Annotated in this window: 17 protein-coding genes and 1 tRNA gene; 3 read left to right on the top strand and 15 right to left on the bottom strand. The window is 72.3% G+C overall.

The genetic code is table 11. From position 1 onward, the window contains the following. Positions 1-3 precede the first annotated feature (3 nt). From aztC to aztB, 3 genes are read right to left on the bottom strand one after another with little or no spacing between them, the layout of a single operon-like run. Complete coding sequence (gene aztC, locus ACFQZ6_RS31160; protein WP_381615826.1) at positions 4-963, bottom strand: zinc ABC transporter substrate-binding protein AztC; 960 nt, start codon at positions 961-963, stop codon at positions 4-6. Further along, positions 960-2,192, bottom strand: coding sequence for a hypothetical protein (locus ACFQZ6_RS31155; RefSeq protein ID WP_381615824.1), 1,233 nt, complete (start codon positions 2,190-2,192; stop codon positions 960-962). The genes aztC and ACFQZ6_RS31155 overlap by 4 nt, the downstream gene beginning before the upstream one ends. 33 nt (positions 2,193-2,225) lie before the next feature. Next, complete coding sequence (aztB, locus tag ACFQZ6_RS31150) at positions 2,226-3,059, bottom strand: zinc ABC transporter permease AztB (protein ID WP_381615821.1); 834 nt, start codon at positions 3,057-3,059, stop codon at positions 2,226-2,228. Between the two features lie 15 nt (positions 3,060-3,074). Here aztB and aztA point away from each other — a divergent pair, with 15 nt between their 5' ends. After that, positions 3,075-3,806 carry a zinc ABC transporter ATP-binding protein AztA gene (gene aztA, locus ACFQZ6_RS31145; protein ID WP_381615818.1) on the top strand — a complete coding sequence of 244 codons (732 nt, stop codon included), beginning with the start codon at positions 3,075-3,077 and terminating at the stop codon, positions 3,804-3,806. Positions 3,807-3,979: 173 nt separating this feature from the next. Here the strand turns inward: aztA and ACFQZ6_RS31140 are convergent. From ACFQZ6_RS31140 to ACFQZ6_RS31125, 4 genes are all read right to left on the bottom strand, one after another. Next, positions 3,980-4,053: transfer RNA gene (locus ACFQZ6_RS31140), tRNA-Pro, on the bottom strand. Positions 4,054-4,145: 92 nt separating this feature from the next. Beyond that, complete coding sequence (locus ACFQZ6_RS31135) at positions 4,146-4,781, bottom strand: SRPBCC family protein (protein WP_381615815.1); 636 nt, start codon at positions 4,779-4,781, stop codon at positions 4,146-4,148. Continuing rightward, the gene (locus ACFQZ6_RS31130; RefSeq protein ID WP_381615812.1) at positions 4,778-5,149 is read right to left on the bottom strand and encodes an ArsR/SmtB family transcription factor; all 372 of its coding nucleotides are present in this window, start codon (positions 5,147-5,149) and stop codon (positions 4,778-4,780) included. Before ACFQZ6_RS31130 ends, ACFQZ6_RS31135 begins: the two co-directional genes overlap by 4 nt. Before the next feature lie 169 nt (positions 5,150-5,318). Then, positions 5,319-5,453: a hypothetical protein gene (locus tag ACFQZ6_RS31125; RefSeq protein WP_381615809.1), complete on the bottom strand. Its 135-nt coding sequence runs from the start codon at positions 5,451-5,453 to the stop codon at positions 5,319-5,321. Between the two features lie 197 nt (positions 5,454-5,650). Between ACFQZ6_RS31125 and ACFQZ6_RS31120 the strand changes: the two genes are divergently transcribed. After that, complete coding sequence (locus ACFQZ6_RS31120; protein WP_381615806.1) at positions 5,651-6,223, top strand: DM13 domain-containing protein; 573 nt, start codon at positions 5,651-5,653, stop codon at positions 6,221-6,223. 6 nt (positions 6,224-6,229) lie between these two features. Here the strand turns inward: ACFQZ6_RS31120 and lhgO are convergent, their stop codons facing one another. The 7 genes from lhgO to ACFQZ6_RS31085 all read right to left on the bottom strand — a co-directional run bounded on the left by lhgO (position 6,230) and on the right by ACFQZ6_RS31085 (position 13,405). Further along, positions 6,230-7,429, bottom strand: a complete 1,200-nt coding sequence (gene lhgO, locus ACFQZ6_RS31115; protein ID WP_381615803.1) for an L-2-hydroxyglutarate oxidase — start codon at positions 7,427-7,429, stop codon at positions 6,230-6,232. Positions 7,430-7,628: 199 nt separating this feature from the next. Continuing rightward, entirely contained in the window at positions 7,629-8,954 is a 1,326-nt protein-coding gene (locus ACFQZ6_RS31110) for an MFS transporter (protein ID WP_381615800.1), read from the bottom strand. Positions 8,955-9,162: 208 nt separating this feature from the next. After that, on the bottom strand, positions 9,163-10,113 hold the full coding sequence (locus tag ACFQZ6_RS31105; RefSeq protein WP_381615797.1) for a catechol 2,3-dioxygenase: 951 nt from the start codon (positions 10,111-10,113) through the stop codon (positions 9,163-9,165). Continuing rightward, positions 10,110-11,231, bottom strand: coding sequence for a 4-oxalomesaconate tautomerase (locus ACFQZ6_RS31100; protein ID WP_381615794.1), 1,122 nt, complete (start codon positions 11,229-11,231; stop codon positions 10,110-10,112). The genes ACFQZ6_RS31105 and ACFQZ6_RS31100 overlap by 4 nt, the downstream gene beginning before the upstream one ends. Then, on the bottom strand, positions 11,228-11,944 hold the full coding sequence (locus ACFQZ6_RS31095; RefSeq protein WP_381615791.1) for a 4-carboxy-4-hydroxy-2-oxoadipate aldolase/oxaloacetate decarboxylase: 717 nt from the start codon (positions 11,942-11,944) through the stop codon (positions 11,228-11,230). Before ACFQZ6_RS31095 ends, ACFQZ6_RS31100 begins: the two co-directional genes overlap by 4 nt. After that, entirely contained in the window at positions 11,941-12,693 is a 753-nt protein-coding gene (locus ACFQZ6_RS31090) for a PIG-L deacetylase family protein (protein ID WP_381615789.1), read from the bottom strand. The genes ACFQZ6_RS31095 and ACFQZ6_RS31090 overlap by 4 nt, the downstream gene beginning before the upstream one ends. Positions 12,694-12,754: 61 nt before the next feature. Next, entirely contained in the window at positions 12,755-13,405 is a 651-nt protein-coding gene (locus tag ACFQZ6_RS31085) for a GntR family transcriptional regulator (protein ID WP_381615786.1), read from the bottom strand. A gap of 197 nt (positions 13,406-13,602) precedes the next feature. Between ACFQZ6_RS31085 and ACFQZ6_RS31080 the strand changes: the two genes are divergently transcribed. Continuing rightward, positions 13,603-13,947 carry a cupin domain-containing protein gene (locus ACFQZ6_RS31080; RefSeq protein WP_381615783.1) on the top strand — a complete coding sequence of 115 codons (345 nt, stop codon included), beginning with the start codon at positions 13,603-13,605 and terminating at the stop codon, positions 13,945-13,947. Positions 13,948-13,968: 21 nt separating this feature from the next. Here the strand turns inward: ACFQZ6_RS31080 and ACFQZ6_RS31075 are convergent, their stop codons facing one another. Continuing rightward, the gene (locus tag ACFQZ6_RS31075; RefSeq protein ID WP_381615780.1) at positions 13,969-14,979 is read right to left on the bottom strand and encodes a LacI family DNA-binding transcriptional regulator; all 1,011 of its coding nucleotides are present in this window, start codon (positions 14,977-14,979) and stop codon (positions 13,969-13,971) included. Positions 14,980-14,996: the final 17 nt, after the last annotated feature.

Genomic DNA, 14,996 nt, shown 5'->3' with positions numbered 1-14,996 from the left:
GGCTCAGTGGCCGGTCAGGCCGGTGACGATGGCGGTGGTGTTGGCGCGCATCATCCGCAGGTAGGTGTCCGCGCCCGCGCCCTCGGCGGTCAGGGACTCGGAGTACAGCTCGACCACGCGCACCCCTTCGCCCATCTCCGCGCGCAGCACTTCGGCCAGGCGCCTGGGTTGGGAGGAGTCGGCGAAGACGGTGCGTACGTCTGCCTCCGCCATCGCCTCCGTGAGGTCGCGCAGGTCCGAGGGGCTGGGCGAGGCGAGCGTGGTGCCGCTGGGGATGACCGCGCCGATCACCTCGAAGCCGAAGCGGTCGGCGAGGTAGCCGAAGACGTGGTGGTTGGTGACCAGGGCCCGCCTGTCCGCGGGGACGCGGTCGAAGGACTTCTCCATCCAGGTGGCGAGGTCGGTGAGCTGCTCGGCGTAGCGGTCGGCGTTGGCCCGTACCGTGTCGGCGTCCACACCGTCGACGTGCGCGATGATCTCGTCGGCTATGCGGCCGGTGACCTTCCGCATCCGGTCGGGGTCCGTCCAGAAGTGCGGGTCCGGCTGCCCGCCGTCGTCGGCGGTGTGGAAGGTGAGCGGGTCGGCCGCCTCCCCGGCCGCGAAGGCCGCGACACCCGCCTCGCGGGCCGCGTCCACGTGCCGCAGGACGTTCTCCTCCAGGCCCAGCCCGTTGTAGACGACCAGGTCGGCCTGCTCCAACTCGGCGGCCTGCACCGCCGACAGGCCGAAGGAGTGCGGGTCGGCGTTGGGCTTCATCAGGACCGTGACGTCGGCCTCGTCGCCGACGATCTCCCGGGTGACGTCACCGAGGATGTTGGTCGTGACGACGATCGCGGGGCGGTCGTCGCCGGTGGTGCAGGCGGTGGCGGTCGCGGCTGCCACCAAGGCGAGCAGACCGGCGATCAGGTGCCGCAGGCGTGCGACGCCCACCCGCGCGCGCCGTTTCACGTCGGTACGGCTCATCGTCCGGTCTCCGCCATGAGTACGGGCTTCACGTCCACGTCGAAGGAGCGCGCGACGCGCAGGCCGTCGTTGTAGTCGAGCTCGAACACCTTCCCGCCGTCGGGGTCGTTGACGTAGGCGCGGCTGCGGTCGACCTCGATGACGGGGGCCGGGCCGTCGACGGCAGGCCGTTTCCCGGGCTGGAGGAGTGGTTTCGTACGTGCTACGCGCTTACCGGTCTCGATCTCGTAGCCGTGCACCGCGCCGTCGGCCTCCAGGACGAGCAGCGGGGAGCCCTCGCCAGCGGTGTTGGCCGCGACGACCGGCCCGGTGTCCACCCGTGTCCAGTTCCGCTCGGTGACGTCGAGGACCCATACGGCGTCGTCCCCGGCGGGGGCGGTGAGGGTGTCGCTGCCGGGGCGGTGGCGGAAGGCGGTGGCGCGTTCCGCCTCCGGGACGTCCTCTCCGTACGGAATCCGCTCGGCGGTGAAGGAGCCACCGGCCGCCCGGACCAGCAGGGCGCCGTCGGCGCAGCCCAGGACGACGCCGCGCCGGGTGACGGCGTCGCCCCGGGGCTCCTCGCACGTCGCGTCCGGGGCGGCGACGCGCTCGCCCTCGCGGTCCAGGACGACGAGTTCGCTGGTGCCGCTGCCCCTGTGGGCGAGGGCGAGCAGGTGTTCCTCGTACGGCACCACGGGACCGGCGTAGCTGCCGGGCACCGTCCGCGGGGACCCGACCCGCCCCTTCTCCAGCTCGCCACGGTCGTGGAGGAGGGCGTGCCCGTCCTCGTCGGTCACCGCGGTCACGGTGGCGTCGGCGCGGACCTGTGCCCGGCCGCTGGCGGGGAGTTCGCCCACGTCACGGGTGGCCGCGCTGTAGTAGTGGACGTGGTCGCCGTGGTCGACCATCCAGGCGCCGCCGTCGAGCACGTGGGTGGCCCCGGGGGCGTGGAGGTAACCGAACCGGCCGTCCGTGTCCAGTCGTACGGCGTCCTTCACCGGGGGTGTCCGGTGCACCTCGCCGGTGATGAGGTCGAGGACTCCGGTGTCTCCGCTGGCGGGGTCGTTGAGAAGCAGGCGGGCCTGCTGCTCGGCGGCCTCCCGGGCTCCCTCGACGTACCCGTGAGGAGTGGCTGAGGGGGAAGTGGTGGCGCGCTCGGGGGAGTTGTCCTCCCCTCCCGCGCAACTCGTGGTGAGCAGCGCGGTGAGCGCCAGCGCGGCCCAGGGAGTGACGTTTCTGCGGACGGTCATGAAGATCGCCTCTGGCTTCTCTCGGGTGCGGTTTCAGTGGGCGTGGCGCGTACGGCGGCCACGCAGCCCGGACAGCGCGTGGGACAGGAAGAACAGGCTCACCGCGAGCGCCGAGACGGTCGCTCCGGCGGCGGTGCTCAGGTGCCAGGACAGCAGCAGTCCGCCGAACGTGGCCGAGGCCCCGAGCAGGGCGGCGAGCGTCATGACCGCACGTACGGAGCGGGCCCAGGGCAGGGCGGCGGCTGGCGGTGCGATGAGCAGGCCGAGGACGAGCAGCGTCCCCACGATGTGGAACGAGGCGACGATCGCAAGGCCGAGGAGGCCGAGCAGCACGGCGTGCGCCAGGCGTGGCCGCAGGCCCAGGGTGTGGGCCTTGCGCGGGTCGAACGCCAGGGCCAGGAAGGCGCGGTGGCCGAGCGCCGACACCCCCAGCGCCGCGAGCAGCGCGACCGCGAGCACGAGGAGGTCCCGCTCTCCTACGGCGAGGACGTCGCCGAAGAGGAAGCCCGTCAGGTCGACCGCGAAGGACTGCGAGCGCGACACGATGATCACGCCGAGCGAGAGCATCCCGACGAACAGCAGCCCTATGCCGGTGTCCTGCGACAGCTTCGGCGTGCGGCCGAGCGCGGTGACGCCCGCCGTCATGACGGCCGCGCTGACGACCGCGCCCACCATCAGGTTGCCCCCGAGGAGCGCGGCCACCGCGACGCCCGGCAGCAGCCCGTGGGACATGGCGTCACCGAGGAAGGCCATCCCCCGCAGCACCACCCAGGTGCCCGCCAGCGCGCAGATGGCGGACACCAGCATCCCGCCCCACAGGGCCCGCTGCACGAAGGTCACCTCGAACGGGGCCGTCATCCATTCCATACGATGGACACTACAATGAAAATCATGTTCAAAAAACCGCCCTCCTCCCCCGCCCCGCCGCCGGACCGGAGCACGCACATCCGCTTCTCCGCCCTGTGCGCTGGCTATCCAGGGCGCCCTGTGCTCCGCCAAGTCAGCGCGGACATAGGCAAGATGACCATGACGGCGCTCGTCGGCCCGAACGGCAGCGGCAAGTCGACCCTGCTCGGTGTGCTCGCCGGTGTGATCAAGCCGACATCGGGCGATCTCCTCCGCTCCGGCGACCGACCGCCTGCCTTCGTCCCCCAGCGCGGAGCGGTCGGTGACGCCCTCCCGCTCACCGTCCGGCAGACCGTGGAGATGGGACGCTGGGGCGACCGGGGCCCCTGGCGCCGACTGACCGCACGGGACCACGGGACCGTGAACGCGGCCCTCGACCGGCTCGCCATCGGCGACCTCGCCCCACGCCAACTGGGCGAACTCTCGGGCGGCCAACGCCAACGGGCGCTCATCGCCCAGGCGTTGGCACAGGAGTCGGACCTGCTCCTCCTCGACGAGCCGACCACCGGCCTGGACCCGGAGGCGAGGGAGAGCATCGGCACCCTGCTGACGACCCTCGTCACGGAGGGGGCCACGGTCATCCAGGCCACCCACGACCTGGCGACGGCACGCACGGCGGACACCTGCCTGCTCCTCCAGGACGGTCACCTGACGGGACAGGGAGACCCGGACCAGGTCCTGACGACGGCGGCCCTGGCCGGGGCGTGAAGCCAGGACTTGTCCCGGGCTGCGCGCACCACGCCCGCTACCGAGCCCCATTGTCGAGCCCGCTGACCTCGGTCAAGGACGCCGGTCCCCGACTGGTCGCCGAGAGCCGAGAAATGACCAAGGGCCGGGTTCGGATGGCTCCGAACCCGGCCCTGATCTGCGACTGTCTCCAGTCGGGACGACAGGATTTGAACCTGCGACCCCTTGACCCCCAGTCAAGTGCGCTACCAAGCTGCGCCACGTCCCGGTGTGCTCGCTCCGCGGTGGACCGCGTGATCGTGCAGGTCAACCCTACCCCATGTGCGGGAGGGGTCAGGACGGGCCCTGAGCGGGCGTGGGCTACTCGGTCGCCGTGTAGGCCGCCGTCGTGCGGGACGCCGCCGCGCGGGCGGACTCCTCGTCCTCGCCGCTGGCGATGCTCGCCGCGCACCACGCCTCGCTGCTCTCGGTCATGAAGCGGCGGCCCTCCGCGGAGCCGACCCAGGCCATCGCCTCGGCGGGGCCGACGGACGCGCCGGTGGTCAGGTGCAGGGCGAGGCCCATGACCGCCGAGTCCCAGCCGACGCCGACCGCGCCGGGGCCGAACTCGGTCCAGCGTTCGTCGTCGACGTGGGCGACGTGTTCCAGCTCGAAGCGGGTGCGCTCCTCGCCCTCGGCGGTCAGGCGCAGTTCGATCCAACTGATGTCGCCGCCGTACTCCCAGGTCGCGGCGAAGCTCTTGGGCGGGTCGCAGCGCTCCACGGTGCCGCCCGCGTTGCCCTCCAACTGGTAGCGGCCGCCGAGCACCAGGTCCCCGGAGACCGGCAGGAACCAGCGGGGGATGCGCTCGGCGTTGGTGCAGGCGTCCCAGACGTCCGCCAGCGGGGCGTCGTAGGTCTGGCCGATGGTGATGACGCGGGCCTCGCCCGCCTCCAGGACGCGCTTGCCGACCGTGCGGCGGACGGCGTTGATCTGGTGGGTCACGTCGATCTTCACGGGGTGCTCCTCGGGGGGTCGTCGTCGGCTTCCGCGGCGCGCAGGCGGCGCTCTCGTCTGCCGCGGGCCAGTTCGGTGGCCAGGGCGTCCAGGTGAGGGGTCCAGAAGCGGCGGAACCGGTCCAGCCAGGCGTCCACGTCGCGCAGCGGTGCGGAGTTGACCGCGTACAGGCGCCGGGTGCCCTCCGGGCGTACCGTCGCGAACCCGTTGTCGCGCAGCACCTTCAGATGCTGTGAGACCCCGGGCTGCGATATCCCGAACTCCTCCCGGATGACCTCGCTGACCGCCCCGGAGGTCATCTCGCCGTCGGCCAGCAGTTCCAGGATCCGACGGCGCACCGGGTCGCCCAGCACATCGAAAGCGTGCATGGGAGGACTGTATCAGCAGGCGCTTATATAAGCTCGTGCTACTTCTTACCGGCTCCTGCCGTCTCCTCGCGCAGGAAGTGGATCAGCCGCGGCGTGTTCTCCGTCGTGCCCGCCGTCACCCGCCTGGGCCACCAGATCTACGACGACATGCGGCGCATGGAGGACGTCATCACTGAGCCACGCCACGGGGGACCGCCACGTCGGCGCCTTCATCGACGTCCGCGACGGTGTGTCCGACGGCGAGCGCCTGCTCGGTGGCCTGTCGTCCGGTGGGTCCGTTCGCGCCGAAGACGACGATGTTCACGGCGTTCTCCTCAGGGGTGAGTGAGGGGGGGACGCCTGTGTGAGGGGTCGTCGGGCCGTGAGTGTGACATCCGCTGCCTGGTGCCCCTCGGTCGTCGTAAGACTTCCGTCACCGTGGAACGGTCGCCGCCGCGCTCCCCGTCCCGGTTCAATGGATCTTCCGGAGATCAGCAGAGGACACCAGCGAAGGAGACGGGGATGGGGCGCTTGCGACGGGGGATGACGAGGCCGGTCGTCCTGGGGGTGCTCGTGGTGGGGCTGGCGCTGGCCGGGGTGGGGCTGTACTGGTTCCAGCCCTGGAAGCTCTGGCAGGACGAGACCGTCGAGGAGGCCCTGCCGCAGGCGACGGCCGCCGCGCCCGCCAAGGGGGCGCAGACCGGGCCGTCGCCGTCCGCCGAGCCCGCCAGGCCCGCCGAGCCCGTCACCGTCGCCCGCGGGGAGCTGATCAGTCACGAGCACGACACCTCCGGCACCGTGAAGCTGCTACGGCTCTCCGACGGCTCGCACGTCGTACGGCTGGAGGACCTCGACACCAGCAACGGGCCCGACCTGCGCGTGTGGCTCACCGACGCGCCGGTCAAGAAGGGCACCGCCGGGTGGCACGTCTTCGACGACGGTGCGTACGAGAGTCTCGGCAAGCTCAAGGGCAACAAGGGCAGCCAGAACTACCCGCTGCCCGCGGGTGTCGACCCCGCCGACTTCAGCAGCGTCAGCATCTGGTGCGACCGGTTCGACGTGTCGTTCGGGGCGGCTGAGTTGGCGCCCGTCTGAGTGCGTTCAGGCGCCTCCGAAGGCCGCCTTGGCGATGTGTTCGGCGATCGCCATGGACGCCGTCGCGGCCGGGGAAGGGGCGTTGCGTACGGCGGTGACGCGGCCGACCTGGTGGATGCGGAAGTCGTCCACGAGGGTGCCGTCCCGGTCCAGCGCCTGGGCGCGCACGCCCGCGCCGCCGCGCACCACGTCCGCGACGCCGACGCCGGGGACGTAGTGGGCGGCGTCCCGCATGAACGCCTTGCGGGACAGCGAGCCGCGGTACTCCTTGATGCCGGTACGCCAGTGCTGGGCCGCCATCCGCCAGGAACCGGGGTAGGCGGCCAGGCCGAGCAGGTCACGCGGGGAGACCTTGGCGAGCCGGTAGCCCTCCCTGGCCAGGGCCAGGACGGCGTTCGGGCCGACCTCCACCGAGCCGTCGACGCGCGGGGTGAAGTGCACGCCGAGGAACGGGTAGCGCGGGTCGGGCACCGGGTAGATCAGGCCGTTCACCAGGTGCGTCCGGTCCGGCCGCAGGAGCATGTACTCGCCGCGGAACGGCATGATCCGCGGCTCTGCCTCGTCCTGCGCGAGCCGGGCGACGGCGTCGGAGTGCAGGCCCGCGCAGAGGATCAGCCGGTCCACCGTGAGCCGTTCCTGCCCGGAGGCCACCTCGACGCCGCCGGGCACGCTGGTCACCGACGTGACCGGGAAGCCGAGCCGGACCGTCCCGCCGGACGCCTCGACGTCCCGGGCGAACTCCCGCGCGATCGCCCGGTAGTCGGTGATCGCGGTGCGCGGCGAGTGCAGGGCGGCGATGCCCCCGGCGTGCGGCTCGATCTCCCTGATCTCCTCGCGGGAGACCCGGCGCAGGTCGGGCACGTGGTTGTTGCGGGCCCGCTCGTACAGGTTCTCCATCCGGCCCAGCTCGTCCTCGCGGACCGCCATGACCAGCTTGCCGATCTCCCGGTACGGCAGCTTCCGGTCCTGGCAGAACTCCTTGAGGAGGGCCACGCCCCGCACGCACAGCTCGGCCTTGAGGCTGCCCGGCGTGTAGTAGATCCCGGCGTGGACGACACCGGAGTTGTGGCCGGTCTGGTGGCGGGCGACCTCGTCCTCCTTCTCCAGCACCACGACCCGGGTGCCGGGGCGGCTCAGCGCGATCTCGCGGCCGGTCGCCAGTCCGACGATCCCGGCGCCGACGATGCCGATCGTCTCGTCAGCCATCGGTGTCCTCCTTGTCCTCGATGACCCTTCCCCTCCCGAAGTGAAGCGCGACCGCCCCGGCCCGGCTGGAGAACCGCGGAATACGCCCGCCCTGATTCCCTCCCGGGCACCGCCGCACCCGCGCGACGGCGACACCGGAACGCCGGTCACCGCGTCCCTCGACGCGGTGACCGGCGTTCAGCGTGCGGTCCTGCGGGGCTCAGCCCGCGCTGACCAGTCCCTGGGCGGTGGCCTGGCTGGTCCGCTGCCGGGAAGCGCGCAGTGCGGCGGTGCCGATGAAGAGCATGGAGACCACCCCGGCGAGGGCGAAGGCCGTGAAGCCCCAGTCGCCCTTGTCCGCGGCGAGCAGCTGGCCGCCCAGCCACGGTCCGAAGACGGCGCCGAAGCGGCCCATGCCGGAGGTCCAGCCGACCGCGGTGGCGCGGCGGTCGGCGGGGGTGGCGATGGAGACGGTGGCGTAGATCATGGTCTGGGCGCTGTTGAGGAAGACGCCGGTGACGAAGACGACCACGAAGGTCAGCGCCAGCGGCATGTGGACGCTGAGCAGGAACACCCCGGCGGCGGTCAGCGCGAACCAGATGGCGGAGATGCGCGGGGCGCCGAAGCGGTCCGAGGCGCGTCCGGCGACCAGCATCCCGACGATGCCGCCGAGGTTGAACAGCACCACGAAGGTGAGCGCGGAGCCCAGTTCGTAGCCCTCGCTGCGCATCAGGGTGGGCAGCCAGGTGGCGACGCCGTAGACGAGCAGCAGGCCGCCGAAGGAGGCGATCCAGTACAGCAGGGTCTGCGACCACTGACCGCCGCGGAACAGGCTGGCGACAGCGGCGAAGCGGTCGGCGGCGGGCTTGCCGGTGGGGGCGGCCGGCGCCTCGACGCCGTAGCGGCTGGCGAGTGCGGCGGCCTCGTCGGTGCGGCCCTTGGCGGCCAGGAAGCTCAGCGACTCGGGCAGGTACTTCAGCAGGACGGCCGCGAAGAGGATCGGCACGACGCAGACCCAGAAGGCGGCGCGCCAGCCGAGCGGCTCGACGACCCACAGGGCGACGTAGGCGGAGAGGATGCCGCCCGCGTGGTGGGCGGTCATCAACATGCCGATGGTGAGGGCGCCGCGGCCCCGCGGGGCGTAGTCGGAGACCATGCTGATCGCGGTGGGCAGCAGACCGCCGAGCCCGACACCTGCGAGGGTGCGGCCGAGGCCGAAGACGCCGACGCTCCCGGCGAGCGCGCACAGGCCGGAGGCGAGCGAGAACAGGGTCACGCAGGCGACCATCAGCTTCTTGCGGCCGATCCGGTCGGCGACGGTGCCCGCGGTGAGGGCGCCGACCAGCATCCCGAAGGTGGCGTAGCTGCCGAGGTCACCGGCCTGGTCCGGGGTGATGCCGAGTGCCTTCTCCGCCAGCATGTGGGGCAGCACCGAGCCGTAGATGAACATGTCGAGGCCGTCGAAGAGCACGGCGAGCCAGCACAGGCCGACGACGAGCAGAGCGAGTCTGCCGCCGCGCGCGGACAGGGCGGGGGAGGAGGACATCGTTGTTTTCCTCTCGTCCAGGAGGAGTTCCCTGGAGGGGACGTGAGATGCGGGGGCCGACGCGGCTCGTGCGGCTCGGCCCCGGGTGGTGCGGCAGACGCTAAGGAGACCCGGGGCCGAGTGTCAACGTTTTTGTCAACAATCTCATCGACGATTGAGTCCGGACCTGTGGCCAGCGGCCGCCCCGAGAGGCGGGCCGCGGCGCCGGTCAGGCCACCGGTGGTGTGCCGTGCGTGTGGAAGGACTCGATGGTCTTCAGGCCCCACGCCTGGCCCTTGGCGCGCTCCGCCTCGGTCCAGGTGATCAGCGGCCAGTCCGGGGCCAGCACCAGCCGGGTGAGCGGGTTGCACAGCTCGACGCGGTTGCCGCCGGGCTCGTAGACGTACAGGAAGAACGTCTGCTGGATGGCGTGCTTGTGCGGGCCCGTCTCGATGAACACGCCGCTGTCGATGGCGAGGTCGGCGGCGCGCAGGATGTCCTCGCGGGTGTCGGTGGCGAAGGCGAGGTGGTGCAGCCTGCCCGAGGAGCCGGTCCAGTCCGAGGTGTAGACGACGTCGTACGACTTGTTGGTGAAGGTCAGCCAGCGGGCCGCGATCCTCCCGGTGTCGAGCCGGATCTGCTCGGTGGGCCGGGCGCCGAGCACCCGCTGCTGGAACTCGGCGTTGGCGACGACGTCGGCGGCGAGGAAGTTGACGTGGTCCAGGCGTCTGACGCCGACGCCGCGGTTGGGCTTGGCCTGCGGCTGGTTCTTCAGCGCGGGCCGCGACTCCTCTGGGGCGGCGTAGTGCTCGCTCTCCCAGTACAGGGCGTGTTCATGGCCGTCGGGGTCGGTGGTGACGTAGACCTTGCCGAGGCCGGGTTCGTCCTCCGTCCAGTGGCCGGTGCCGCCCGCCGCCTCGACCGCCCTGACACGGCGCTGGAGCGCCTCCTCGCTTGAGGTGCGCAGGGCGAGGCGGCCGAGGCCGGGCGTGTCGCGGGCGGTGAGGACGAGGCTGTGGTGCTCGTAGTCGTCGTAGGTCCGCAGGTAGACCGTGTCGCCGTGCTGGCCGTTGACGGTGAGACCCATGAAGTCGGTGAAGAAGGCGACGCTGGCGTCCAGGTCCGGGGTGAAGAGCTGGGCGTGGCCGATGTGGGCGATGTCGCCGAGCGGAGGGGTCATCGGTGACCTCCAGGGGATGGTGCGGGCGGGGGTGCCGTCTCGGCGGACCGTGCGAACACGGTGCCGTCGAAGATCTTGCGGGCGGTGCGGACCACGGCGGTACGGCGGGCGGACGGCCGTCCGTCGGCGTCGGTGCCGACGCTGCTGACGACGTCCAGGAAGCCCGTGGGGTGTTCGACGCGGACCCTGTCGTCGCGGTCGTCGTCGGGGGTGAGCCGGGCGGTCGCCGCGCCGACGCCGCCCTCGATCCGCAGTCCGGCGGCGACGCTGGCGGCGCCGAGCACGCCGATCGAGGTGTGGCAGCGCACGGGGATGAAGGTGCGGGTGGTGACCGCGCCGCCGTGCCGGGGCGGGGCGAGGAGGGTGAGCTTGGGGACCGTCGTGTCGGACACGTCACCGAGGCCCATCCGGTGCCCGGCGGCCAGCCGTATGCTCCGCAGCCGTTCGGCGAGGGCGAGGTCCTCCTCCAGGTCCCGGGGTGCCTCGTAGCCGGTGACCTTGAGGTCGGAGGCGGTGATCAGCACGGTCGGCATCCCGTTGTCGACGCAGGTCACCCAGACTCCGTCGATCTCGTCGCGGACGTTCCCGGTGGGCAGCAGCGGTCCGCTGCCCGGCGGGAACTCGATCACCACGGGCGCCGCCGTGCCCGGCACGCCGGAGATCTCGGCGTCCCCGGTGTAGTCGACCCGGCCGCCGGGGGTGGGGAAGGTGGCGGTGGCCAGGTCACCGGAGTTGACCATCCGGACGCGTACGGACGTCCGCTCGCCGCCCGGTGTGACGAGGCCGCGCTCCACGGCGAACGGGCCGACGCCCGCGAGGATGTTGCCGCAGTTCTGACGGTCGGTCACCTCCGCTCGGTCGACGGCTACTTGAAGGAAGAGGTAGTCGACGTCGGCGTCCGGGTCGGTGGACGGGGAGATGACGGCCACCTTGCTGGTGAGCGGGTGGGCGCCGCCGAGGCCGTCGATCTGGCGCTCGTCGGGGCTGCCCATGATCCGCAGCAGCAGGTCGTCACGGGCGGCCGGGTCGGCGGGCAGGTCGGCGGCGAGGAAGTAGGCGCCCTTGGAGGTGCCGCCGCGCATCAGCAGGCAGCGCACCTCCTCGGGCCCGCGGTTCACGACCGCTCCCCCGCGGCGTACGCGGCGTACTCGTCGTAGCTGCGGTACTCGACGCCGAGCCGCTTGAGCGTCTCCCGCAGTCCGTAGCGGTCCAGGCCCAGTTCTCCGTCGAGGAACGCGGCGCGCGCCCCGGCCTCCTTGGCCTCCCGGGCCGCGGACCTCTCCGCGGTCTCCCGGGCGCGTTCGCGCGGGACGACCACCACGCCGTCGTCGTCGGCGAGGATCACGTCACCGGGGCGGATGACCTGCCCGTCGATGGCCACGGGTACGTTGACCGAGCCGCCGGTCGCCTTCACGGTGCCCTGCGCGGAGACCGCCCGCGACCAGGCCGGGAAGCCCATGTCGCGCAGCTCCTGGGTGTCGCGGACTCCGGCGTTGATGACCAGTCCGCGCACCCCGCGCCGCCGCAGCGCGGTGGCGAACAGCTCGCCGAACATGCCGTCGGTGGACGGGGAGGTGGTCGTGACCACCAGGACGTCGCCCGCGCCGCACTGCTCGACGGCGGCGTGGATCATCAGGTTGTCGCCGGGCCAGCTCAGCACGGTGACGGCGGTGCCGGCCATCCGCACGCCCTGCTGGATCGGGCGGACGCCGGGGCCGAGCAGCCCCGTGCGGCCCATCGCCTCGCTGACGGTGGCGACCCCGTAAGCGGCCAGCGCCTCGACGTCCCCAGGGTCCGCCTTCGGCGGGTTGGTGACGATGACGCCGCTCATGCCAGCTCCTTCGCGATCTGCGGGTAGGGGCGCATGTACGCCTCGGCCAGGGTCTGGTGCGGCAGGCCGAGGTTCGGACCGGCGTTGCGCTTGAGCTGGACGCCGCGGCGGACGGCGAGGTCGGTGTAGTAGTCCCACAGGTGCCGCTGGGCGCCGAGGCACTCCATGGCCTTGCGCTTGGTGTCCCAGACCTCGGTGATGTCGAGCAGCACCTCGGGCCGGAAGCCGCTCATCTCGGGCTGGTGCGGCTCGAAGTAGAAGACGGGCGGGGCGCCGATGATCTCGCCGGGGCCCGGGTAGCCGATGGCCTGCGCGAGCACCCGGGCCTCAAGGGCCATGCGGTTGGCGGCGGGGTGGTCGCCGTTGTAGGGGTCCTCGACGGGGTGGGTGAGGACGACGTCCGGCTGGGTGTCGCGGTAGACCTCCACGAGCCTGTCGGTCAGCTCGGGGGTGGCGATCAGCGGGTAGTCACCGGCGTCGAAGAAGCGGACCTTGGCGCCGAGGGTGGCGGCGGCGCGCTCGGCCTCGTCGCGGCGGATCGCCTTGATCTCGTCGAGCTTCCTCCCCTCGCGCCAGGCCTTCGCGGACTCGCCGCGCTCGCCGAAGGTCAGACAGGCGATGGTGACCTTCTCCCCGCGGGCGGCGGCCAGGGCGATGGCGCCGCCCGCCCGCCACACGAAGTCGCCCGCGTGCGCGGTGACGACGAGTGTCGACCGGGGTGGGGTGGCGGGCGGGTTGCCGTGCGTCATGCTGGATCTCCTTGGTGGACAGGGGTGCCGCCCGCCTCACCCGGGCCACGCGGGGCGCGCGTCAGTCGCGCAGCGCCTCGATCACACTGGTGAGGTGGGCGCGGACGGCCGCCTCGGCCGCCTGCGGGTCCCTGGCCCGGATCGCCTCGATCATGGCCAGGTGCTCGTTCAGGGATTGCTGTGGGCGCCCCGGCCGGAGCGCCAACTGGAAGCGGTGGCGCACCAGTTGGGCGTTGAGCCGCTCCAGCAGCTCCAGGGCGGTGCCCTGGCCGGAGAACTCCCGGATCCGGGTGTGCAGCCGGTGGTTGAGGTCGGAGTAGGTCACCGGTTCACCGTCGGCCACGGCCTTGGTCATCGCCGTGCCCAGCTCGGTGAGTTCGGCGAGCTGGTCGTCGCTGGCGGCGACGGCGGTCTTCGCCGCGCACAGCCCTTCCAGGGCCATGCGGCACTCGGTGATCTCGACCGCCTCCTCCACGGTCACCACCCGGACGCGCGAGCCGCGGTTGCGGATGCGCTCGACCAGGCCCTGTGCCTCCAGATCGATCAGCGCGGCCCGGATGCTGGCCCGTGTCACACCGAACTGCTCGGCGAGTTCGTTCTCCACCAGCCGCTGCGCCGGTGCCATCTCGCCGTGCAGGATCGCCTGCCGCAGCCGCGCGAGCGCGTGCTGTTTGGCCTGCTCTCCGGTGCTCGGACGGGCTTCTTTCGGCATGTGCCCTCCCTGAGTGAGTGCCTGTCGAACGTAAATCTAGCCAAACAACATTGTCAACAATTTTGTTCGACTTATTGCTGTCATGATGGGTGCTGACAGGGGTCCGGAGGGCCGCTGACAGGGTGTCCAGAGGGCGGCGCGGACGGGGGACACTCTGTCGGCGGTGGCGGGGCGTCCGCCCTGGCTACGGTCGCCCCATGGACCACAGCTTCGCCCTGCACATCCCCGACGCCGCGCTCGAACCCGAGCCGCTCGACCCGGCGCAGATCGTCTCCGGGACCCCCGAGGTGACCGGGAAGGTGGTGTGGGAGTCGCCGGACGGTCGGCGGATGCACGGGATCTGGCAGATCACGCCGGGCGTGGTGACCGACGTCGAGGCCGACGAACTCTTCGTGGTGGTCAGCGGGTCGGCGACGGTCGAGGTCGAGGGCGGGCCGACGCTGCGGGTCGGCCCCGGGGACATGGCGGTGCTGCGTGCGGGGGACCGTACGACGTGGACGGTGCACGAGACGCTGCGCAAGGCGTACGCGGTCAGCCTCTGACGTGCGCCCGCTCGCGGGCGTTCAGCCCCCGGCCGGGGGCGCCGTCGTGCCGCGCACCCGCAGCTCCGGCGCGCACAGGTGCACCTCCCCCGCTCCCCCGGCCCCGGCGAGCCGGTCGAGCAGCAGGTGGGCGGCGCGGCGGCCGACCTCGTGGGCGGCGTTGTCGACGGTGGTCAGCCAGACGTGCCGCAGCCGGGCGAGGCTGGTGTCGTCGTAGCCGACGACGGACAGGTCCCGCGGCGCGCCGAACCCCAGCTCCTCCGCCGCCGACAGCACCCCCACCGCGGTGATGTCGTTGACGGCGAACACCGCCGTGGGCCGCTTCCGATCCCCGCGGCCGAGCAGCCGTACGGTGCCCCGGTAGCCGCCCTCCTCGGTCATGTCGGTCGGCTCGACCACCGCCGTGTCCGCCAGCCCGTGCCGCCGCGTCGCCGCCTCGAAGCCGCGCCGCCGCAGCTCCCCCACCGCGCCGTACCCCGCGAGGTGCGCGATCCTGCGGTGGCCGAGGCCGATGAGGTGCTCGGTGGCCAGCCGGGCGCCCTCCTCGTCGTCGCCCGCGACCGTGTCGACGCCGGGCGGCACCGGTTCGCGGGCGCCCGCGACGACGACGGGCACCCGGTCGGCGACGGGACCGAGCGCCGCCGGGTCGGGCAGCGTGCCGACGATGACCAGGCCGTCCGCCCGCAGGTCGAGGAAGGGGCCGGTGGGGTCCTGCCCGGCGCGCCGGTTGAGGCGGGCGTCGGCGAGCAGCATGTGCAGGCCACTGGTGTGCAGCGGCGGGTTGAGGCCGTCGAGGAGGTCGACGAACCACGGGTTGCGCAGGTCGTTGAGGAGGACGCCGATGGTGCGGGTGCGGCGTTCGCTGAGGCTGCGGGCGGCCGAGTTGGGCCGGTAGCCCAGCTCGCGCACCGCGCGCAGCACCGCCTCCCGCTTCTCCGGGCGCACCCGCTGCGAGCCGCGCAGCACCAGCGAGACCAGCGACTTGGAGACACCGGCGCGCTCGGCGACGTCGCGGATGGTCGGCTGTCTCATGCTTGGACCGTTCCAGA

It is taken from the genome of Streptomyces flavalbus, from assembly GCF_042674625.1.
Taxonomy (GTDB): Bacteria; Actinomycetota; Actinomycetes; order Streptomycetales; family Streptomycetaceae; genus Streptomyces; species Streptomyces flavalbus.
This window is presented reverse-complemented; position numbering and strand designations above follow the sequence as displayed.

Excerpts from the sequence above, each read along its gene's own strand:
- aztC (WP_381615826.1), bottom strand. The coding sequence starts at position 963 with ATGAGCCGTACCGACGTGAAACGGCGCGCGCGGGTGGGCGTCGCACGC.
- aztB (WP_381615821.1), bottom strand. The coding sequence starts at position 3,059 with ATGGAATGGATGACGGCCCCGTTCGAGGTGACCTTCGTGCAGCGGGCC.
- ACFQZ6_RS31120 (WP_381615806.1), top strand. The coding sequence starts at position 5,651 with ATGGGGCGCTTGCGACGGGGGATGACGAGGCCGGTCGTCCTGGGGGTG.
- ACFQZ6_RS31095 (WP_381615791.1), bottom strand. The coding sequence starts at position 11,944 with ATGAGCGGCGTCATCGTCACCAACCCGCCGAAGGCGGACCCTGGGGAC.
- ACFQZ6_RS31090 (WP_381615789.1), bottom strand. The coding sequence starts at position 12,693 with ATGACGCACGGCAACCCGCCCGCCACCCCACCCCGGTCGACACTCGTC.
- ACFQZ6_RS31085 (WP_381615786.1), bottom strand. The coding sequence starts at position 13,405 with ATGCCGAAAGAAGCCCGTCCGAGCACCGGAGAGCAGGCCAAACAGCAC.
- lhgO (WP_381615803.1), bottom strand. The coding sequence starts at position 7,429 with ATGGCTGACGAGACGATCGGCATCGTCGGCGCCGGGATCGTCGGACTG.
- aztA (WP_381615818.1), top strand. The coding sequence starts at position 3,075 with ATGAAAATCATGTTCAAAAAACCGCCCTCCTCCCCCGCCCCGCCGCCG.
- ACFQZ6_RS31130 (WP_381615812.1), bottom strand. The coding sequence starts at position 5,149 with ATGCACGCTTTCGATGTGCTGGGCGACCCGGTGCGCCGTCGGATCCTG.
- ACFQZ6_RS31110 (WP_381615800.1), bottom strand. The coding sequence starts at position 8,954 with ATGTCCTCCTCCCCCGCCCTGTCCGCGCGCGGCGGCAGACTCGCTCTG.
- ACFQZ6_RS31105 (WP_381615797.1), bottom strand. The coding sequence starts at position 10,113 with ATGACCCCTCCGCTCGGCGACATCGCCCACATCGGCCACGCCCAGCTC.
- ACFQZ6_RS31075 (WP_381615780.1), bottom strand. The coding sequence starts at position 14,979 with ATGAGACAGCCGACCATCCGCGACGTCGCCGAGCGCGCCGGTGTCTCC.
- ACFQZ6_RS31080 (WP_381615783.1), top strand. The coding sequence starts at position 13,603 with ATGGACCACAGCTTCGCCCTGCACATCCCCGACGCCGCGCTCGAACCC.
- ACFQZ6_RS31155 (WP_381615824.1), bottom strand. The coding sequence starts at position 2,192 with ATGACCGTCCGCAGAAACGTCACTCCCTGGGCCGCGCTGGCGCTCACC.